Genomic DNA, 16,705 nt, shown 5'->3' on the forward strand with positions numbered 1-16,705 from the left:
GTGACAGCACGATCCCGATCGCTGGCCTGGGACGCCACGACCGCCATCGAGGCGCTCGCGGCCGCCGACACGGCCCTGTGGGTCTGGACGCCGTCGGAAGATCAGCTGCGGTTCACCGGAGCGACGCGGGCCCTGGGCCTGGGGCCGCTGGCGCCGGAGTGTTCGGCCGCCGGCTTCGTCGCCTCGTCCATGCCGCAGGACCGCTCCCTGGCCGAAAAGATGCTGAAGCCGCAGGACGAGGGGACCGAGGTCGCCGTGCGCCTGCGCATGCGCGGGTCCGAAACCTGCCTGTGGCGCGGTGTCTGGCTGGAGGACGGGCTGCGCGCCGCCGGCGTCGTGGCGCTGGAGACCAAGTTCGCAGGCACGGACCGTGACACTCTGACGGGCCTGCTGGACCGTCGCGCCTTCCTGGCCCGGGTGGGCGAGGTCCTGACCCAGCCCGGCGAATACGAGATCGTGGTCGGCGACGTCGACCGGCTGCGGCGCCTGAACGAGGCGCTGGGACATGAACGCACCGACCTGGTGCTGTCGGCCCTGGGCTCGCGCCTCGCCGCCGCCTTCCCCAAGGACGCCTCGGCCGCCCGCATCGGCGAGGACGAGTTCGCCATCATCGTGCCGCGCAGCGCCTCGCACACCAGCTATCGCGTGCGCGAGGCGCTGGAGCAGCCGCTGCGCGTGGCCGGGTTCGACATCTATCCGACCGTCTCCATCGGCGCCGTCATGGTCGAGGGCGGCCCGGATGCGCCGGACGCCTCTGAGCTGCTGCGCCGGGTCGAGCTGGCGGTGGAATCAGCCAAGGGCGCCGGGCGGGGCGGATCGGCCGCCTATGGCCGGGCGCTGGAAAGCGACAGTCTCAGCCGACTGGCGCTGGAGGCGGATCTGAGGAACGCCTTCGTGCGCGGCGAGATCGTGCCCTTCTTCCAGCCCATCGTGAACCTGAAGACCGGGGCGGTGGCGGGTTTCGAGGCCCTGGCGCGCTGGCGTCACCCGCGTCGCGGACTGGTGCCGCCGGACGAGTTCCTGGGGCTGACGGCCGACCTGGGCATGATGAACGACCTGGGCCTGCTGATGATGACCCAGTCGGCGCGGCAACTGGCCGAATGGATCGAGCGTCATCCCCTGGCAGGGCGTCTGTTCTGCAGCGTCAACCTGTCGGTCGGCGAGATCGAACGTCCGCACCTGTGCGAGGACGTGGCGCGGATCATCAAGGAAAGCGGCCTGCCCAAGGGGGCGCTGAAGCTGGAGGTCACCGAGGGCGACATCATGCGCGACACCGCACACGCCGCCGAAGTGCTGCAATCGCTGAAAGATGTCGGCGCGTCGCTGGCGCTGGACGATTTCGGCACCGGCTTCTCGTCCCTGTCGTATCTGGCGCGCCTGCCGTTCGATACGCTGAAGATCGACCGCTATTTCGTCCTGACGATGAACAAGGACGAGGGCTCGGCCAAGATCGTCAAGTCGGTGGTCAACCTGGGCCGTGACCTGTCGCTGGAAGTCGTGGCCGAGGGCGTCGAGAACGCCGAACTGGCCGGCCTGCTGCTGGACGCCCAATGCCACTACGGCCAGGGCTTCGGCTACGCCCCCGCCCTGCCGGCCCAGGAGGCCGAGGTCTATTTAGCCGAAAGCCTGGCCGACGGCACCGCCCCGCTGAAGCAGCGCTCGGCCTGACGCCTCGCCGCGATCAGTTGATCGCGGACTTGGGGACCGAGATCAGGGTGACGCCTTCGTACTGGCCGACCACGCGGCCGATCGCGGCGATGCGGGGGTCCTGCATGGCGTCGGAGGGGCAGCCCAGGAGGCTGGCGCTGTCGTCCAGCAGTTCGGAGGTGGCGAAGGTCTCGCCCAGAAGGCGGCAGGGGCCGCCGGCGTAGGGATAGCCCTCGCCCATGACCTTCAGGCCTTCGGGAAAGACGAAGGGGGCTTCACGCGTGGGTTCGGTGGCGCAGGCCGCGACCATGCCCATGCCGACAAGAGCCAGAACTCGGCGCATCGAAAATCTCCCGTAATGAATGGCGATCACCTTGGCGGACGCGGGCGGTTTCGTCGAGAGGGTGCGTCGCCGGCGGGCCGGGGATTCCGGTCATGGACTCCGGGCGGACGGCGCGCCACGGTCGGGACGGGATGAGGGGAGCGGCCATGACCGACGCCAGACTGGAGATCGCCGCCGGCTTTGCGACCGTGCAGGGGCCCAAGGCGGACAATCAGGATTTCGGCGGCGTCCATATCGGCACGGCGGCCGAGCAGCGCGAGCATGGGGTCGTGGCCGTGATCGCCGACGGGGTGTCGGGGTCGAAGGCCGGACGGATGGCGGCGGAGCTGACGACGCGCAGTTTCATCGACGGCTATCTGGACCAGAACCCGCTGAACGGCATCGCCGCCAACGGGATTAAGGCGCTGCGGGGGTTCAACCGCTGGCTCCATTCGCGCGGGCGGATCGACCCGGCGATGGAGGGGGCGGCGACCACCTTCACGGCGGTGATCCTGCGGGGGCGCGAGGCGACGGCCCTGCATGTCGGCGACAGCCGGGCCTGGCATTTCCGCGACGGCGTGCTGACGCGGCTGACCGAGGATCACACGCGCGCGCAGCAGGGGCTCAGCCATGTGCTTTACCGCGCCGTGGGCATCGAGGCCGACGTGAAGCTGGACGTGCGCCAGGTCCGGCTGGAGCCGCACGACCGGCTGCTGCTGACCACCGACGGGGTGCACGGGGTGCTGACCGATGCAGTGATCGCCGGCCTGCTGGGGCGGCGCGGTTCGCCCGACGCGGACGCACACGCGATCCTGGCCGAGGTCGAGGCGGCGGGCGCGCGCGACAACGCCACCGCCATCGTCATCGACGTGGTCCGCACCGGCGCGCCCGACTGGGAGGCGATCACGGCCGAGGCGGAAGGCCTCGCCATCCTGCCGCCGCCGAACGTGGGCGACAACGTCGACGGCTTCGCCTTGCAGCGGCTGGTCGCAGACGGGCGCTATACGCGGCTGTTCCTGGCCCGGGACACGCTGGCCGAGGCCGGGGCGGTGGTGCTGAAGTTTCCCAAGCCCGCCGTGGTGTCGGACCGCGGGGCGCGCACCGCCTTTCTGCGCGAGGCCTTCATCGGACGGCGGATCGACAGCCCGTTCGTCGGCAAGGTGCTGAGCCTGGACGCCGGCCGCCAGAGCCGGCTCTACATCGCCCAGCCCTTCCATGCCGGTCAGACCCTGCATGCGCGGCTGGCGGAGGAGGGGCCGTTCGAGATCGCCGAGGGGATCGGCGTGGCGTTGCGCCTGTCGCGCGCGGTCTCGGCCCTGCACCGGGCGGGGGTGACGCACCGCGACATCAAGCCGGACAATGTGATTCTGGAGACGAACGGCGGGCTGAAGCTGGTCGATCTGGGCGTCGCGCGCCTGAGGCATGCGGAGGAGTTCGCCGAGGCCGAGGCGCCCGGCACCGCCGGCTACAAGGCGCCCGAGATGTATGCGGGCGAGAGCGGAAACGCCGCCACCGACCAGTTCGCCCTGGGGGTGACGCTGTATCGGCTGTTCACCCGCACCTATCCGTGGGGCGAGGTCGATCCGGCCGATGCGCCGCGTTTCGACCGGGCGCCGGTGCCCCCGACGCGGCGCCGCCCGGACATGCCCGCCTGGCTGGAGGCCGCCATCATGCGCGCCGTCGCCGTCGATCCCGACGAGCGGTTCGAGGATGTCGAGGAACTGATTCACGAGCTGGAGACGGGCAGCGCAGTCGCCGCGCCGCCGCCGCGCCAGCTGTCGCTGATCGAGCGCGACCCGGTCAGATTCTGGCAGGGAATCAGCCTGTTGCTGCTGCTCGCCCTGCTGGTTTCCATGACCACGCGATAGGCCCTACGTCGGGCGCTGGCTTCTGGATGTGCGGCGTTTAGCGGCGGGGGTGCGACAGGAACATCGCGGGCGTTTGCGGCCTTTGGGGCGACGCGGGGACGTCACGCCCGCCATCGGCACGAAAGTCATCCCATGATCAAGACCGCTACCTGCGGCGCCCTGGCCACCAGCGTTATCGCCCTGGCCCTCGTCTCCACCCCCGCCCTGGCCCAATCGATGTCGCCCGACTGGTCCGGCCCCTATGTCGGCATCTTCGGCGGCTACAACCAGTCGAACGAAGACGAGGACGAGATCCTGCGCTTCGACCGCAATCTGGACGGCAACTACGGCGACCAGGTCACGACCGCCCCGGCCGCCGGCGCCACCGTAGGCGCCAATGCCTTCAGCCCCGGCTTCTGCGGCGGCACGGCGACCAGCACCGGTCCCGGCACGGGATGCCGAGACGACAACGACGGCGTCGAGGCCGGCGTTCGCGGCGGTTACGACATGCAGTTCGGCAATATCGTCGTCGGCGTCCTGGCGGAATACAGCGTCAACAACGTCCAGGATTCGGTGACCGGCTTCAGCACCACCCCGGCCTTCTACACCTTCACGCGCGAGCTGGAGAGCACGGCGGCGGCGCGCGCCCGGATCGGTTACGCCTATGGACCGGCCCTGATCTACGGCACCGGCGGCTACGCCTACGGCAAGTTCGAGAACACGTTCCGCACCTCCAACACCGCCAACAGCTTCACCGAAACCAGCGAAGGCGATGACGGCGACGGCTGGCAGGCGGGCGGCGGCGTGGAATACGCCCTGGGTCGCGGCCTGACGGTCACGGGCGAATACCTCTACACCTCGCTGGACGTGGACAGCCCGGTGATCCGCGTCGGCAACACCGGCACGACGCCGCCGGCCAACCCCTTCATCCTGGCGCCCAACACCACGGGCACGGACATGACACGCGGCAACGGTCGTTTCGGCTCGCACATGGTGCGGATCGGCATGAACTACCGGTTCTAAGACCCAAGCGGGGCGGTCGGGTTCAGGCCCGGCCGCCCTGGCTGGACAACATGGCCGCGTTCACGCCCATCAGGGCCAGGGCGCGGGTCCATTTCGAGCCATGCTCGCCGTCGAAGATGACGTCCAGATCGGCGTCGGCGGTCAGCCAGACATTCTCGGCCAATTCGTCCTCCAGCTGGCCTTCGCCCCAGCCTGCATAGCCCAGCAGCAGGGCCGAACGGCGCGGACCGGCGACCGCGTCCGTCATGGCGGACAGGGCCTCGCGCGTGCCGGTCATGGCCAGACCGTCGCCGAACGGCAGGCTGTCGTCGCCGACCATCCAGTCGTCGGTGTGCAGGACGAAGCCCCGCTCGCGCTCCACCGGCCCGCCCATAAGGACGGCGCGGCCGATCGACTGGTCCGGCGCCGGGGCGTCCAGCTTGTCCAGCACCGTCTTCAGATCCACGCCGGGGGCGGGGCGGTCCAGCCGCAACCCCATCGCGTGATCCGGCCCGTGGGCGCAGATCAGGATGACGGCGTGTTCGAACCGGGGGTCGCTGATGCCGGGCATGGCGACCAGCAGTCGGCCGGTCAGGGTGGAGGCTTGGCTCATGATGAATCCATCATCGGTCGCGAAAGCGGCGCGCGCAAGCCGAGCGGACGCTTGCGGTCCCGGCGGCGGCCTCTATTTGTCGCAGGCGGTGTTTCGAACCTTCATCCCCAACGTCAGCGGAGACAACCATGACCATCCAGATCGGCGATCGCATCCCGAACGCGACCCTCGCCCAGGCGACCGCCGAAGGGCCCAAGCCCGTCAGCACCGCTGACATTTTCGCGGGCAAGACCGTGGCCCTGTTCGCCGTGCCCGGCGCCTTCACCCCCACCTGCTCGGCGCGCCACCTGCCGGGCTTCAAGGATCATCTGGCCGATATCAAAGCCAAGGGCGTGGATGCGGTCGCCTGCATCTCGGTCAACGACGCCTTCGTCATGAAGGCCTGGGCCGACAGCCAGGACATCACCGACGACAGCATCCTCATGCTGGCCGACGGCAACGGCGAACTGACCAAGGCCCTGGGCCTGGTGCTGGACGGTTCGGGCTTCGGCCTGGGCGAGCGTTCGCAGCGCTATTCGATGCTGGTCAAGGACGGCACCGTCACCCAGCTGAACATCGAACAGGGCGGCGAGTTCAAGGTGTCGTCGGCCGAGCATCTGCTCGCGCAGCTGTGATGCTTGTCGGGCCGCTCTATCGCTTCGCTACTTGAGCGCGGCCCGACGATTATGACCACCGATGTGTTCAGCCCAGAGAAGCGTAGCGCCGTGATGCGTCGCGTGAAGGGCAAGGACACGTCGCCGGAACTGGCCGTGCGCGGGATCCTGCGCGCGGCCGGGGTCGGTTATCGGCTGGGCGGCATGGGTCTGCCCGGTCGGCCGGATGTGACGATGAAGGGCCGCAGGGTCGCCCTGTTCGTCCACGGCTGTTTCTGGCACGGCCATGACTGCAAGCGCGGCGCGCGCCGGCCCAAGGCCAACGCCGACTACTGGCTCGCCAAGATCGACCGCAATCGCGCCCGCGACGCCGCCGCCGTTCAGGCGCTGGAGGCGTCCGGCTGGCGGGTGGTGACGGTGTGGGAGTGCGACATGCGCCGCCCGGATTTCGCCGAACGTCTGGTCGCGAAGGTCGGGGGTCAGGCGGCCCGGGTCTGAGCCTGGGCCGCGGTGTCGTCCAGCACATGCTGTAGGGCGCCGATCAGGGCCGTAGGGGTCAGGGGCTTGGACACGAAATAGGCCATGCCGGCGGCCTGACACGCCGCCACATCCTCGGGCGCGGTGTCGGCCGTGACGGCGACCACCGGGGTGCGGGCGTTCGGTCCGGTCCCCGAGCGCAGGCGGCGGGTGGTCTCGCGGCCGTCCAGCTCGGGCATCCGCACATCCATGAAGATGACGTCGAACACGGCCTCCTCGCAGCGTTCCAGCGCGATCAGGCCGTCGGCGGCGGTGGTGATCTCGCAGCCCAGCGGCTGAAGGATCAACTGCACCGCGCGGCGGTTGATGTCGTGATCGTCCACGACCAGCAGGCGCAGGGGCTGGCCGTCGGCCTCGTCCGGCTCGGCCGCCGCCTCGACCGGTGCGGCTGGAGGCGGGGGGGCGGCCGGTTCGGCGGGCTTCGGCGCCGGGGGCGCGGCGGGGGTGAAGGGGGTCAGGGCGCGGGCGATGTCGAGGCGGCTTTCGTCCACGACCGGGACGACCGTTCCGGTCTCGTCGCCCCTGGGCAGGACCAGGGAGACGGTGAAGTGCGCGCCCTGGCCGGGCTTGCTGCGAACGGTCAGCCGGCCGCCCATCAGATCCACCAGATTGCGGCTGATCGCCAGACCCAGGCCCGAGCCGCCATAGCGGGCGGTGACGCCGTCTGCGGTCTGGTCGAAGGGGGTGAACAGGCGGCTCATCTGGTCCGCCGTCATGCCAGGGCCGGTGTCGATGATCTCGAACAGCAGGGCGTAGCCAGACGGCTCTTCGGGCCAGGACTGGATACGCAGGGTGATGCCGCCCTCTTCGGTGAACTTCATCGCGTTCGACATCAGGTTGTTGAGCACCTGACGGATGCGCATGACGTCGCCCTTGACGTGACGCGGGACGCCGCCGGCGCCCTCGACGCGCAGCTTCAGCCCCTTGGCGTCGGCCAGGCCACGCCAAAGCTGCAGGGTCTGGGCCAGCATCTGGCGCAGGTCGAAGTCGTTGGCCTCGACCGTCATCCGGCCGGCGCCGATGCGCGAGTGGTCCAGCAGGTCGTCCAGCAGGGCCTTCATCATCAGGCCGGCGTCGGTGATCAGATGGGCGCCGGCGCGGGACTGGGGATCGGGCGCGCGCAGCTCGGCGGCGCCGGCCAGGATGGCCCCGATGGGGGTGCGCAGGTCGTGGCCGATTGCGGCCAGGAAGGCGGTGTGGTCCGCCAGGCTGCGCTCGGCCTTCAGGCGCAGTTCCTCGGCCTGGGCGTGGGCGCGGATCAGGTTGTCGGTGGTATCGCTCATCCGCTGCCAGGTGATGACGACATAGAAGGTGTAGAGCACCACCGTCGCCGCCGAGGTCATCACCAGGGGCGGCGAGGCGCCGAAGGCATAGGCGAAGAAGGGGGTGGCCAGCAGATAGGCCACCTGGGGCGCCTGGCTGGCGATCATGATGGGCTGGCAGCGCGCGGCGTTCATCATGGAAGACAGCATGATCGCCGGCAGCATCAGAACCGCGCAGACTCCGCCCAGCGCGCCGCCGGCGTTCCACATCACCACCGAAAGGCCGCCGAAAACCGTGGCGCTGATCGCCAGAACGATGCAGCCGACTACCTTGCGGGCCGTCGACATCTCGCCCTTGTCGCCGCGCGTGACGGGGGCGAAGACCAGCAGTTCCAGCCCCTGAATGGCGAGGTAGAGCAAGACCCAGCCCAGGCTGAACCACACGCCGACCATGGGGGTGACGACCAGGGCCACGGCGCCGGTCGAGCCAAGACGCTGCAGCAGCGCACCGCGACGCTGGCGCACCGCGGCGGTCCAGCCGCTGGCAGCAGTATCGACGACGGTCGACGTCATACAGGTCCTCGGATGACGAACGTCAGCCGTCCGCGTGAACCCACACTAGGCCGATCGAGCCTAACGCTCCGTCAACGGCCCGCGCCGACCGCCTCGGCGGTTGTGGAAAAGCCGTCCGCGCGCAGACGGGCGGCCAAGTCGCGCTTGATGCGGGCGACCAGTCCGGGGCCTTCGTAGATCAGGGCGGAATAGATCTGGACCGCGGTGGCGCCCAGGCGGATGCGGGCATAGGCCTCGGCCCCGCTGTCGATGCCGCCCACCGCGACCAGGGGCAGGCGGCCGGCCGCCGCCTCGGCCGCCGCGATCAGGGCCTTTTCCGCAAACGGACGAATGGGCGCGCCGGACAGGCCGCCCGTCTCGTGCGCGTCGGGCGAGCGCAGGGTCTCGGGCCGTTCCAGCGTGGTGTTGGACACGATCAGGCCGTCGATCCGGTGCGCCAGCGAGGCCTCGACGATCATGCCGATCTCGTCGGCGATCAGGTCGGGCGCGATCTTCAGGAAGACGGGCACGCGGTCGGGGCCCTTGGCGGGGCGGGCGGCGTCGATGCGGCCCAACAGGTCGTCCAGCTGCTCGCGGCCCTGAAGCGCGCGCAGGCCCGGCGTATTAGGCGAGGAGATGTTGACGGTGAAATAGGCGGCGCGACCGGCCAGTCGCTCCAGCCCCGCCACGTAATCGGCCGCCTTGTCCTCGGTATCCTTGTTGGCCCCCAGATTGGCGCCGACGATCACGCCCGAGGGGCGGTGGTCCAGCCGCGCGGCGAAGGCGTCCAGCCCGGCGTTGTTGAAGCCCATCCGGTTGATGATGGCCCGGTCCTCGCTGAGGCGGAACAGACGGGGCCTGGGGTTTCCGGCCTGGGCGCGCGGGGTGACCGAGCCGCACTCCACAAAGCCGAAGCCCAGACGCGACAGACCGCGCAGGGCCTCGCCGTTCTTGTCCAGACCCGCCGCCAGACCGACCGGATTGGGCAGGTCCAGACCCGCCAGATTCGTGCGCAGGATCGGATCGTCGGCGGGCGGCGAAGGCAGGGGCGCGAATGCCAGCCCCTTGATCGCCAGCTGGTGCGCCTGCTCGGGGTCCAGCCGTCGCAGCAGGGCCGCCCCCAGATCGGTCAGGCTCATTGGTCGTCCTCGAACGCCATCTCGCCGTCGGCTGTGACCGTCATGGCGCGCGACGCCGTGACGGCGGCGACGGGCAGGGGGGCATAGAGGTGGGGGAAAAGGGCGCCGCCGCGCGAGGGCTCCCACACCAGGTCGTCGCCGAACCGGCTCAGGTCCACGGTCAGCAGCAGCAGGTCGCTGCGCCCGGCGAAGTGACGCCGTGCGGTCTCGGCCAGTTGCGCCTCGGCCGACATGTGGATGTAGCCGTCGGCTATATCGACCGGCGCGCCGTCATAGCGACCCTCGGCGACGGCCGCGCGCCATTCGGCGGCGTCGACGATCTTGTAGGCGATGTCTGTCATGCCGACGGCGCGCCCAGAGCCCGCGGCGTCAGGAAGCCTTCGTAGGTGCAGCGGCCCGCCACATCGACGGTGAACAGGGCGGCGGCGCCGGTCGGGAACCCGCCCGACAGCTTGTCCACCACGGCCGGAGAGGCGGCGCTCTCGATCAGATATTCGGCCGCCAGCACATGGACGCCCGGATTGTGGGCCAGGATCAGCAGGCAGCCGGCCTCGTCCTCACTGTTCTCGACGAAGCGGCGGATCACGTCGGAGGGGGCGTTGTACAGGGCGGCCTCGTCGCGCACTTCGACGTCGCCGAAGGCGTCGTGCATCTGCTCCCAAGTCTGGCGGGTGCGCACGGCGCCGGAGACCAGGGCCAGGTCCGGCTTCAGCCCCCGCTCGGCCAGGGCGCGGCCCATCAGCAGGGCCTCGGCGCGGCCGGCGGCGGACAGGGAGCGGGCCTCGTCGCCGCCGCCGGACGGGGCGGAGGTTTCGGCCTGGGCGTGCCGCATCAGGATCAGTCGGTGCATGATCTTCGCCATAAGGCGGTTTCCGCTCCGCGACCAGATGGCGCGCGGGTCAACTCCGCGTCAGTCGTGACCTTTGCGGCGTGACGACACGGAGGCGGCGGGCTGGGGCGTCATGACGGGCGCGGCGACGCGCTGGGCATGGCCGCTGGGCCGGATGCGGGCGTAGCTCTGGCGTGACGCCTCCAGCAGGATCAGACCGGCGGTTCCGGGAAAGACCCGGCGGCCCACCTGTTCGAACCCGTCGGCCAGCGGCAGCATCGGTCCCCACGGGGGGACATAAAGCGTCTGGGACCAGGCCATGGGCTCCAGCCCCACGTCGCGCACCAATCCTTCCAGCTGACGCCGGGTGAAGGGTCGGCCATGACCGAAGGGGGTGTTGTCGGCCCGCGCCCACAGGCCGCCGCGCGCCGCCGCCGCCAGGATGATCCGCCCCGTCGGGGACAGCGCCCGCACGGCCTCCAGCAGCAGGGCGGCGGGATCGTCCGCCTCCTCCAGCGCATGGACCAGCAGAATGCGGTCGAACGATCCGGCGGGGAAGGGCAGGCGGCGGTCGTCCACCAGCAGGGTGCGGTTGCGCCCGACCGTGGGCCAGTGCTCGACGCCTTGCCCGCCCGGCATGGCCGCGACCACACGCCGGGCGCCGACGAAGGCGTCCAGCCACGGCGTCGCATAGCCGATGCCCAGCAGGTCGCAATCGGCCGCCTCGCCCCAGGCGTCGTCCAGCCGTCGCGCCACCAGCCGTCGCGCAAGCGCCCCGGTCGGCTCGCCGTAAAAAGTCCGAAGCTCGTCGATGCTGCGCCGCATGGGCGCACTATAGGCCTGTCGGCGGCCCTGCTGCTAGGATGCGCGCATGACCTTGGATGTGCATCTGTTCCCCTGCCGCAGCGACAACTACGGCTTCCTGATCCGCGACGCCGCGACCGGCCTGGTGGCGGCGGTCGATACGCCGGATGCGGCGCGGATTCTGGAAGAGTTGGAGGGGCTGGGCTGGGGGCGGCTGGACCTGATCCTGAACACCCACTGGCACCCGGATCACACCGAGGGCAATGCGCGGCTGAAGGCCGAGACGGGGTGCGAGATCGTGGGGCCGGAGGAGGTGCGCAAGGTCGCGCCGCTGGACCGGGTGGTCGCGGACGGCGATGTGGTCATGGTGGGCGAGACGCGGTTCGAGGTTACGCTGACGCCGGGCCACACCCTGGGCCATGTCGTGTTCCACGCGCCGGCGGATGAGCTGGCGTTCACCGGCGACACCCTGTTCGCTCTGGGCTGCGGGCGGCTGTTCGAAGGGACGCCGGAACAGATGTTCGAAAGCCTGCAACGGCTGAAGGCCTGGCCCGACCAGACCGTGATCTGGTGCGCGCACGAATATACGGCCTCGAACGCCCGTTTCACCCTCAGCCTGGATGACCGGCCCGAGACCCTGGCCCATGCCGAGGCGATCTTCGCGGCGCGGGATCGGGGCGAACCGACCGTGCCGACGACGCTGGGCGTGGAAAAGCGGTTCAATCCGTTCATGACTGCGACGGATGCGGATCAGTTCGCCGCGCGGCGGGCGGCCAAGGACGCCTTCTAGGTCTTAGCGGTTCAGGGCGTCGCCGCCCACGACCCGCACGATCCGCGCCGAGGACGGGCGGCCGGCCAGACCCGCGCCGGGATTGATGACGATGCGCAAGGTGCCCTGGACCAGGGTGACGGCGGGACGGCCCTGGTCGGACACCACCACGCGCCGCACCCGATCGACCTGGCTGCGCAGGTTGGAGGATCGCGCCATGCGCACGATGGCGTCGCTGGCGGCCGAGACGGCGTCGGCGGCGACCTGTTCCGAGCCGGGCTGGATGTCCACGTCGATGACGATCAGCCGTCCCATCGCCTGGCTGGCGCGGTAGCTCTGGCGCATGAAGTAATCGACCAGCTGGGCGCCGGTCATGGCTGCGCGGGCCAGGCTCTGCCCCTCGCCGACGCGCGAGGCCGGCGACCCTTGCGGGGCGGCGGTGGTGTACAGGGTCACGCCGCCGTCCGGCGTGACGCGGAGCACCTGATCGCCGTTGTCGTTGCGATAGATGATGTCGCCGCGCGGGGCCGGCGTGGGGCGCAGCACCCAGACCTCGGTCGACCGCTCCAGCCGCATCAGGGCGCGCGCGCCCGAAGTGTCCAGAACGAAGGCTTGGCCGGTGCTGGTCACATAGCGGGCGGTGGGCGGGACCGAGCGTCGGGACTGGGCGTGGCAATCTGCCGGAACCACAGCAGGCGCCATAACGGAAACGCCGACGGCCGCGAGGGCGGCGACCGCCATCGCGGTCACGCCTGGCGATTTTTTCGCCCTGACCGTTTCCAACAACTTCATGACTGTCTTGATGAAAGCGCCGCGAGGCGGATTTTGGGCGAAGGGCCCTCAACCCACCAGGTACTGACCGCCGTTCAACGAGAGTGTGCAGCCTGTGACATATCCGGCACGCTCGCCCACCAGCCAGGAGACCATGTCCGCGATCTCCTCGCCCTTGCCCAGGCGGCCGACGGGGATGTGGCTGATGATGCCTTCCAGCACCTTGGGGTCCATGGCGCCGACCATCTCGGTGTCGATATAGCCGGGCGCGATACAGTTCACGGTCACGCCCTTGCGCGCATTCTCCAGCGCCAGCGCCTTGGTGAAGCCGATCATCCCGGCCTTGGCGGCGGAATAGTTGGTCTGGCCGATCTGGCCCTTCTGGCCGTTGATCGAGGAGATGTTGACGATGCGGCCGTGGCCCCGGTCGCGCATGCCGTTGATCACCTGGCGCGTCATGTTAAAGACGCTGTCCATATTGACGCGGATCACATCGGACCACTGGTCGTGGCTCATCTTGTGGAAGAAGCCGTCGCGGGTGATGCCGGCGTTGTTGACCAGGATGTCGATGGGCCCCAACTCGGCCTCGACCTCGGCCACCGCGCGGGCGCAGTCGTCGAAACTGCCGACATTGCCCTTCACCACCATGACGCCCAGCGCCTTGGCCGTGGCCTGGGCGGCCTCGTCATTGCCGGAATAGCCGGCGGCGACACGCACCCCGTCCTCGCTCAGTCGCTGGACGATGGCCTTGCCTATGCCCCGAGTCCCGCCGGTTACGAACGCCACACGCGCCATGTCGTCTCCTGTCCCTTTGCCGGCCTTTCAGAAGGCCTTGTCGAGGTTCAGGTTAACGGCCCGGTCCCCTCGCGCAAGTCGTCATTCTTACGCAAGGGGAAGATCCAGGTTCCGGCCGAGGCCGTAGATCAGGCCGCGATCTTCGCCATGTCGATGACGAAGCGATAGCGGACATCGGACTTCAGCATCCGCTCATAGGCGTCGTTGATCTCGGCCGGGGCGATGGTTTCGATGTCGCAGACGATGTCGTGCTGGGCGCAGAAGTCGAGCATCTCCTGCGTTTCGGCGATGCCGCCGATCAGCGAGCCGGCGATGCGACGACGACGCCACAGCAGCGGCACCGCATAGACCGGCAGGCCCTCGGTCGTCAGGCCCAGCATGACCATGGTCCCGTCGCGGGCCAGAAGCTGGACGTGGCTGGCGATCTCGTGCGTCGCGGACACCGTGTTGATGATCAGGTCGAACTTCTCGGCTGCGGCCTTCATGGCGTCCGCGTCCGAGTTGATCAGGAAATGTTTGGCGCCCATCCGCTCGGCGTCGGCCTTCTTGCGGTCCGAGGTGGACAGGACGGTGACCTCCGCCCCCATGGCGGCCGCCAGCTTGACCGCCATATGGCCCAGGCCGCCCAGGCCGATGACCGCGACCTTGGACGCCGGACCGATCTTCCATTCCTTCAGCGGCGAATAGGTGGTGATGCCGGCGCACAGCAGGGGAGCGGCGGCGTCCAGCGGCAGGTTGTCGGGGATGGACAGGACGAAATGCTGATCGACGGTGATGTGGTCGGAATAGCCGCCCTGGGTGATCGTCTCGTTCGTGCCGCCCTTCTTGTCCTTGTTGCCGTAGGTGCCGGTGAAGCCGGGCACGCAATATTGCTCCAGCCCCTCCTGGCACGACGAACACTCGCGGCAGCTGTCGACCATACAGCCCACGCCGACGCGGTCGCCTTCCTTGAAGCGGGTGACGTTGGAGCCCACGGCCTTCACCAGTCCGGCGATCTCGTGGCCGGGCACCAGCGGATAGGGGGCGGGGCCCGTCTCGCTGCGCGCCATGTGGATGTCGGAGTGGCAGACGCCGCAATATTTGATGTCGATCAGCACGTCGTCCGGGCCGGGATCGCGGCGGTCGAAGCTGTAGGGCGCCAGCGGCTTGTCGGCGGCTGTTGCGGCGAAGGCGCGTGTGGCGATCGGCATGGGAATGTCCTTCAGGCTTTGCAGTGAGCCGGCCTCAGATGAGACGGCGGGCGCAGGTCCGCAAGGCGGCGACGCCTATTTCAGCTTTTCGATCAGCGCCTGAGCCGCTGCGGGGTTCCGCACCTTCGCGCCCGATATGAAATAGGCGAAGACCTCGCCGCGCTTGGCCCAGGCCTTGGCCTGTGTCGCCACCGCGTCCAGTTCAGCCGCCGTCATGCCGGTCGGTTCGTCCTCGCGGCTCGACATCAGCCGGGCGTATCTAAAGTCAGATGTTTCCTCGTCGATCTGGGGCCAGGTCGGCTCCTCGTCATCGACCGCATAGACGATGGCCGCACCGTATTTTCGGGCCAGGTCATGGAACTGTTCCGTGGCGAAGGTCGGGTTGCGAACCTCCAGCGCATGACGCAGCCGCAGGCCGTCCTTCTCCCTGGGCAACAGCTTCAGGAAGCCCTCGAAATCCTCGGGGTCGAACTTCTTGGTTCCCATGAACTGCCAGTTGATCGGCCCAAGCTTGTTGCCCAGTTCGGTCAGCCCCTGGGACAGGAACCGGTCGAAGCTCTCGCCGCCTTCGGACAGCACCTTGCGATTGGTGCAGTAGCGGCTGGCCTTGACCGAGAAGACGAAACCGTCCGGCGTCTCGTCGCGCCACTTGCGCCAGCTGTCGGGCTTGAAGGTCGAATAATAGGTGCCGTTGATCTCGATCGAGGTCAGTTTCGATGCGGCGTATTCCAGCTCGCGTTTCTGAACCAGACCTTCCGGATAGAAGACCCCGCGCCACGGTTCGAACGTCCAGCCGCCGACGCCGATGTAGATGGGGTGGGTCATGGTTCGTTCCCTTCGTCGCGGCTGCCATGAGGATCGCCTTGCCAATCCTCGTGTCCGTGACGAACCCTCTGGATGAGAACGCCGCCCGGTTCCTGATCATAGATTATCACATGGGCCTTGAAGGCGAACACGCGCACAGGCGGATCGTATTCGAGACGCAGTCGGGCCATGCCCGGCGAAGCCGCCAAGCGCACGAACAGGGCGTCGAGATCGTCTTGATAGCAGTCGGCCTGTCGCGGACCGAACTGGTCGTGACCCTGGATGTAGATGGCGATGAGATCCTCGCTCGCCTCCTTCGACAGCCGAAAGCCGCTCATCCCGCCTTACGCCGTGCGGCGATGCGAGACAGCGCTTCGGTGCGAATATCCGCCATGGTCATGTCGCTAATCCCGCTGGCCCGCCCCTCGTCGATCAGCCTTTGCATATTGGCGATCTTTTCGGCCTTGACCTGCTCGCGCCGGATCAGGTCGCGCACGACGTCGGACGTGTTGGCGTAGCGGCCGGATTTCGCCTGCTCTTCCACCCACGCCTTCATCGGGTCGGGCAGGGAAATGTTCATCGTCGCCATGGGGGCCTCCTTCCGCAGAAGGATGACCCCTTGGCAAGGTTTGTCAATCGCGCCTAGGCCGCTACGGGCGGCAGAACCAGAGGCATGATGCGACGCAGCTTGATCAGCGGCGGCTTGGGCTTTTGCGGCGTCGCCAGGGGGCGGTGGACCGTCTTGCCGGACGCGGGCCAGTATTCGAGCCTGCAGCCGGACTGTCCGACACGGCTGGCGTCACGCGTTGCGATGCCCAGGTCTCCCAGGAATTTCAAGGCGAAGGCCACATTGCGCTCGCCAATATTGTAATAGGAGCTGCCGGGGCTGGCGCCGCCGAAGACCTGGGCTTCCAGCCGTCGCAGGTCCGCCCCGCGCTCCAGCAGGTCGTCGACCAGGCGCTGCATCAGATAGGAGCCATAGCGGGTCTTGTCATAGGGGGTGGTCGAGTCCTGCGCCGGTTCCGGCAGGACGAAATGGTTCATGCCGCCGACCCCCGCTCGCGGATCGCGGATGCAGGCCGCGACGCAGGATCCAAGCACGGTGGTGATCACGGCGTCGGGATCGTCGCTGACGCTGTATTCGCCCTGAGCGATGGACGTGTAGTGGACGGTCCGCCCGTCAAGATCCCAGACGCGGCTGCGAATATCGTACTTCATGATCGTTACGC

General features: G+C 68.8%; 20 protein-coding genes. 6 read left to right on the forward strand and 14 right to left on the reverse strand.

The window, feature by feature from the left end:
• Positions 1 to 1,668, forward strand: a complete 1,668-nt coding sequence (locus ACODSC_RS00595) for a putative bifunctional diguanylate cyclase/phosphodiesterase (RefSeq protein WP_488810825.1) — start codon at positions 1 to 3, stop codon at positions 1,666 to 1,668.
• Positions 1,669 to 1,681: 13 nt separating this feature from the next.
• Here the strand turns inward: ACODSC_RS00595 and ACODSC_RS00600 are convergent, their stop codons facing one another.
• Positions 1,682 to 1,990, reverse strand: a complete 309-nt coding sequence (locus tag ACODSC_RS00600) for a hypothetical protein (protein WP_488810827.1) — start codon at positions 1,988 to 1,990, stop codon at positions 1,682 to 1,684.
• A gap of 146 nt (positions 1,991 to 2,136) precedes the next feature.
• On the opposite strand from ACODSC_RS00600, the gene ACODSC_RS00605 reads away from it, so the two are divergent.
• On the forward strand, positions 2,137 to 3,837 hold the full coding sequence (locus tag ACODSC_RS00605; RefSeq protein WP_488810829.1) for a bifunctional protein-serine/threonine kinase/phosphatase: 1,701 nt from the start codon (positions 2,137 to 2,139) through the stop codon (positions 3,835 to 3,837).
• A gap of 132 nt (positions 3,838 to 3,969) precedes the next feature.
• Positions 3,970 to 4,839: an outer membrane protein gene (locus tag ACODSC_RS00610; RefSeq protein ID WP_488810831.1), complete on the forward strand. Its 870-nt coding sequence runs from the start codon at positions 3,970 to 3,972 to the stop codon at positions 4,837 to 4,839.
• Positions 4,840 to 4,861: 22 nt separating this feature from the next.
• Here ACODSC_RS00610 and ACODSC_RS00615 read toward each other — a convergent pair whose 3' ends face one another.
• A complete protein-coding gene (locus tag ACODSC_RS00615; protein ID WP_488810833.1) occupies positions 4,862 to 5,431 on the reverse strand; it encodes a YqgE/AlgH family protein in 570 nt (189 codons plus the stop codon).
• A gap of 128 nt (positions 5,432 to 5,559) precedes the next feature.
• Between ACODSC_RS00615 and ACODSC_RS00620 the strand changes: the two genes are divergently transcribed.
• On the forward strand, positions 5,560 to 6,045 hold the full coding sequence (locus ACODSC_RS00620; protein WP_488810835.1) for a peroxiredoxin: 486 nt from the start codon (positions 5,560 to 5,562) through the stop codon (positions 6,043 to 6,045).
• Positions 6,046 to 6,096: 51 nt separating this feature from the next.
• Positions 6,097 to 6,522 (forward strand): very short patch repair endonuclease, encoded by a 426-nt coding sequence (locus tag ACODSC_RS00625; RefSeq protein WP_488810837.1) that lies wholly within the window; start codon positions 6,097 to 6,099, stop codon positions 6,520 to 6,522.
• Here the strand turns inward: ACODSC_RS00625 and ACODSC_RS00630 are convergent.
• The 5 genes from ACODSC_RS00630 to ACODSC_RS00650 all read right to left on the reverse strand — a co-directional run bounded on the left by ACODSC_RS00630 (position 6,504) and on the right by ACODSC_RS00650 (position 11,168).
• Positions 6,504 to 8,396 (reverse strand): ATP-binding protein, encoded by a 1,893-nt coding sequence (locus ACODSC_RS00630; protein WP_488810839.1) that lies wholly within the window; start codon positions 8,394 to 8,396, stop codon positions 6,504 to 6,506. The genes ACODSC_RS00625 and ACODSC_RS00630 overlap by 19 nt on opposite strands.
• Positions 8,397 to 8,467: 71 nt before the next feature.
• Complete coding sequence (locus tag ACODSC_RS00635) at positions 8,468 to 9,514, reverse strand: quinone-dependent dihydroorotate dehydrogenase (protein WP_488810841.1); 1,047 nt, start codon at positions 9,512 to 9,514, stop codon at positions 8,468 to 8,470.
• Complete coding sequence (locus ACODSC_RS00640) at positions 9,511 to 9,855, reverse strand: DUF952 domain-containing protein (protein WP_488810843.1); 345 nt, start codon at positions 9,853 to 9,855, stop codon at positions 9,511 to 9,513. Before ACODSC_RS00640 ends, ACODSC_RS00635 begins: the two co-directional genes overlap by 4 nt.
• On the reverse strand, positions 9,852 to 10,376 hold the full coding sequence (locus ACODSC_RS00645; RefSeq protein ID WP_488810845.1) for a SixA phosphatase family protein: 525 nt from the start codon (positions 10,374 to 10,376) through the stop codon (positions 9,852 to 9,854). The genes ACODSC_RS00640 and ACODSC_RS00645 overlap by 4 nt, the downstream gene beginning before the upstream one ends.
• A 48-nt stretch (positions 10,377 to 10,424) precedes the next feature.
• Positions 10,425 to 11,168: a methyltransferase domain-containing protein gene (locus ACODSC_RS00650; RefSeq protein ID WP_488810847.1), complete on the reverse strand. Its 744-nt coding sequence runs from the start codon at positions 11,166 to 11,168 to the stop codon at positions 10,425 to 10,427.
• Positions 11,169 to 11,214: 46 nt separating this feature from the next.
• On the opposite strand from ACODSC_RS00650, the gene gloB reads away from it, so the two are divergent.
• Positions 11,215 to 11,937 carry a hydroxyacylglutathione hydrolase gene (gene gloB, locus ACODSC_RS00655; RefSeq protein WP_488810849.1) on the forward strand — a complete coding sequence of 241 codons (723 nt, stop codon included), beginning with the start codon at positions 11,215 to 11,217 and terminating at the stop codon, positions 11,935 to 11,937.
• Between the two features lie 3 nt (positions 11,938 to 11,940).
• Here gloB and ACODSC_RS00660 read toward each other — a convergent pair whose 3' ends face one another.
• The 7 genes from ACODSC_RS00660 to ACODSC_RS00690 all read right to left on the reverse strand — a co-directional run bounded on the left by ACODSC_RS00660 (position 11,941) and on the right by ACODSC_RS00690 (position 16,694).
• Positions 11,941 to 12,657, reverse strand: coding sequence for a DUF4908 domain-containing protein (locus ACODSC_RS00660; RefSeq protein WP_488812118.1), 717 nt, complete (start codon positions 12,655 to 12,657; stop codon positions 11,941 to 11,943).
• Between the two features lie 99 nt (positions 12,658 to 12,756).
• Positions 12,757 to 13,482: an acetoacetyl-CoA reductase gene (gene phbB, locus ACODSC_RS00665; RefSeq protein ID WP_488810851.1), complete on the reverse strand. Its 726-nt coding sequence runs from the start codon at positions 13,480 to 13,482 to the stop codon at positions 12,757 to 12,759.
• A 128-nt stretch (positions 13,483 to 13,610) separates the two neighbouring features.
• Positions 13,611 to 14,672, reverse strand: a complete 1,062-nt coding sequence (locus tag ACODSC_RS00670) for an NAD(P)-dependent alcohol dehydrogenase (protein WP_488810853.1) — start codon at positions 14,670 to 14,672, stop codon at positions 13,611 to 13,613.
• 75 nt (positions 14,673 to 14,747) lie between these two features.
• Positions 14,748 to 15,497, reverse strand: coding sequence for a DUF72 domain-containing protein (locus tag ACODSC_RS00675; RefSeq protein ID WP_488810855.1), 750 nt, complete (start codon positions 15,495 to 15,497; stop codon positions 14,748 to 14,750).
• Positions 15,494 to 15,814 carry a type II toxin-antitoxin system RelE/ParE family toxin gene (locus tag ACODSC_RS00680; RefSeq protein ID WP_488810857.1) on the reverse strand — a complete coding sequence of 107 codons (321 nt, stop codon included), beginning with the start codon at positions 15,812 to 15,814 and terminating at the stop codon, positions 15,494 to 15,496. The genes ACODSC_RS00675 and ACODSC_RS00680 overlap by 4 nt, the downstream gene beginning before the upstream one ends.
• Positions 15,811 to 16,065: a type II toxin-antitoxin system ParD family antitoxin gene (locus ACODSC_RS00685; RefSeq protein WP_488810859.1), complete on the reverse strand. Its 255-nt coding sequence runs from the start codon at positions 16,063 to 16,065 to the stop codon at positions 15,811 to 15,813. The genes ACODSC_RS00680 and ACODSC_RS00685 overlap by 4 nt, the downstream gene beginning before the upstream one ends.
• Positions 16,066 to 16,118: 53 nt before the next feature.
• Positions 16,119 to 16,694 (reverse strand): chemotaxis protein CheD, encoded by a 576-nt coding sequence (locus ACODSC_RS00690; protein WP_488810861.1) that lies wholly within the window; start codon positions 16,692 to 16,694, stop codon positions 16,119 to 16,121.
• Between the last annotated feature and the right edge of the window lie 11 nt (positions 16,695 to 16,705).

Source organism: Brevundimonas sp. FG128, assembly GCF_057809775.1.

Bases quoted from the DNA above. Each gene is read 5' to 3' on its own strand.
- ACODSC_RS00600 (WP_488810827.1), bottom strand. From the start codon at position 1,990: ATGCGCCGAGTTCTGGCTCTTGTCGGCATGGGCATGGTCGCGGCCTGC.
- ACODSC_RS00605 (WP_488810829.1), top strand. From the start codon at position 2,137: ATGACCGACGCCAGACTGGAGATCGCCGCCGGCTTTGCGACCGTGCAG.
- ACODSC_RS00610 (WP_488810831.1), top strand. From the start codon at position 3,970: ATGATCAAGACCGCTACCTGCGGCGCCCTGGCCACCAGCGTTATCGCC.
- ACODSC_RS00615 (WP_488810833.1), bottom strand. From the start codon at position 5,431: ATGAGCCAAGCCTCCACCCTGACCGGCCGACTGCTGGTCGCCATGCCC.
- ACODSC_RS00620 (WP_488810835.1), top strand. From the start codon at position 5,560: ATGACCATCCAGATCGGCGATCGCATCCCGAACGCGACCCTCGCCCAG.
- ACODSC_RS00625 (WP_488810837.1), top strand. From the start codon at position 6,097: ATGACCACCGATGTGTTCAGCCCAGAGAAGCGTAGCGCCGTGATGCGT.
- ACODSC_RS00630 (WP_488810839.1), bottom strand. From the start codon at position 8,396: ATGACGTCGACCGTCGTCGATACTGCTGCCAGCGGCTGGACCGCCGCG.
- ACODSC_RS00635 (WP_488810841.1), bottom strand. From the start codon at position 9,514: ATGAGCCTGACCGATCTGGGGGCGGCCCTGCTGCGACGGCTGGACCCC.
- ACODSC_RS00640 (WP_488810843.1), bottom strand. From the start codon at position 9,855: ATGACAGACATCGCCTACAAGATCGTCGACGCCGCCGAATGGCGCGCG.
- ACODSC_RS00645 (WP_488810845.1), bottom strand. From the start codon at position 10,376: ATGGCGAAGATCATGCACCGACTGATCCTGATGCGGCACGCCCAGGCC.
- ACODSC_RS00650 (WP_488810847.1), bottom strand. From the start codon at position 11,168: ATGCGGCGCAGCATCGACGAGCTTCGGACTTTTTACGGCGAGCCGACC.
- gloB (WP_488810849.1), top strand. From the start codon at position 11,215: ATGACCTTGGATGTGCATCTGTTCCCCTGCCGCAGCGACAACTACGGC.
- ACODSC_RS00660 (WP_488812118.1), bottom strand. From the start codon at position 12,657: ATGGCGGTCGCCGCCCTCGCGGCCGTCGGCGTTTCCGTTATGGCGCCT.
- phbB (WP_488810851.1), bottom strand. From the start codon at position 13,482: ATGGCGCGTGTGGCGTTCGTAACCGGCGGGACTCGGGGCATAGGCAAG.
- ACODSC_RS00670 (WP_488810853.1), bottom strand. From the start codon at position 14,672: ATGCCGATCGCCACACGCGCCTTCGCCGCAACAGCCGCCGACAAGCCG.
- ACODSC_RS00675 (WP_488810855.1), bottom strand. From the start codon at position 15,497: ATGACCCACCCCATCTACATCGGCGTCGGCGGCTGGACGTTCGAACCG.
- ACODSC_RS00680 (WP_488810857.1), bottom strand. From the start codon at position 15,814: ATGAGCGGCTTTCGGCTGTCGAAGGAGGCGAGCGAGGATCTCATCGCC.
- ACODSC_RS00685 (WP_488810859.1), bottom strand. From the start codon at position 16,065: ATGGCGACGATGAACATTTCCCTGCCCGACCCGATGAAGGCGTGGGTG.
- ACODSC_RS00690 (WP_488810861.1), bottom strand. From the start codon at position 16,694: ATGAAGTACGATATTCGCAGCCGCGTCTGGGATCTTGACGGGCGGACC.